Source organism: Erwinia sp. ErVv1 (assembly GCF_900068895.1).
Taxonomy (GTDB): Bacteria; Pseudomonadota; Gammaproteobacteria; order Enterobacterales; family Enterobacteriaceae; genus Erwinia.
In genome coordinates, this window is record NZ_CDPK01000058.1 from 1 (window position 1) to 223 (window position 223).

The window sequence follows — 223 nt, forward strand, 5'->3', positions numbered from 1 at the left end:
CCAACTATTTTGGTCATTGCATATTTCCTGTACGCATTCAAACCTGCCTGGGATTGCCTGTCCGACACCGCCCTTAACCGCAGCCAGCACAATGCAATAAGCCGGCGGGTGGGGCCCGATGACAGGCAATCCGCAGCGCTGAGCGCAGAGAGGAAGACCCGGATGGGCCAGCAGGGAGGCTGGCACAAGGGCATGCCGGGACAGGGATGTCCCGTCATGCCCG

General features: G+C 61.0%; 1 protein-coding gene. It reads left to right on the forward strand.

The features are described 5' to 3' along the window. Positions 1-223 (forward strand): hypothetical protein (locus tag A1830_RS23620; RefSeq protein ID WP_231877703.1); only part of this gene is annotated, 223 nt, incomplete at both ends.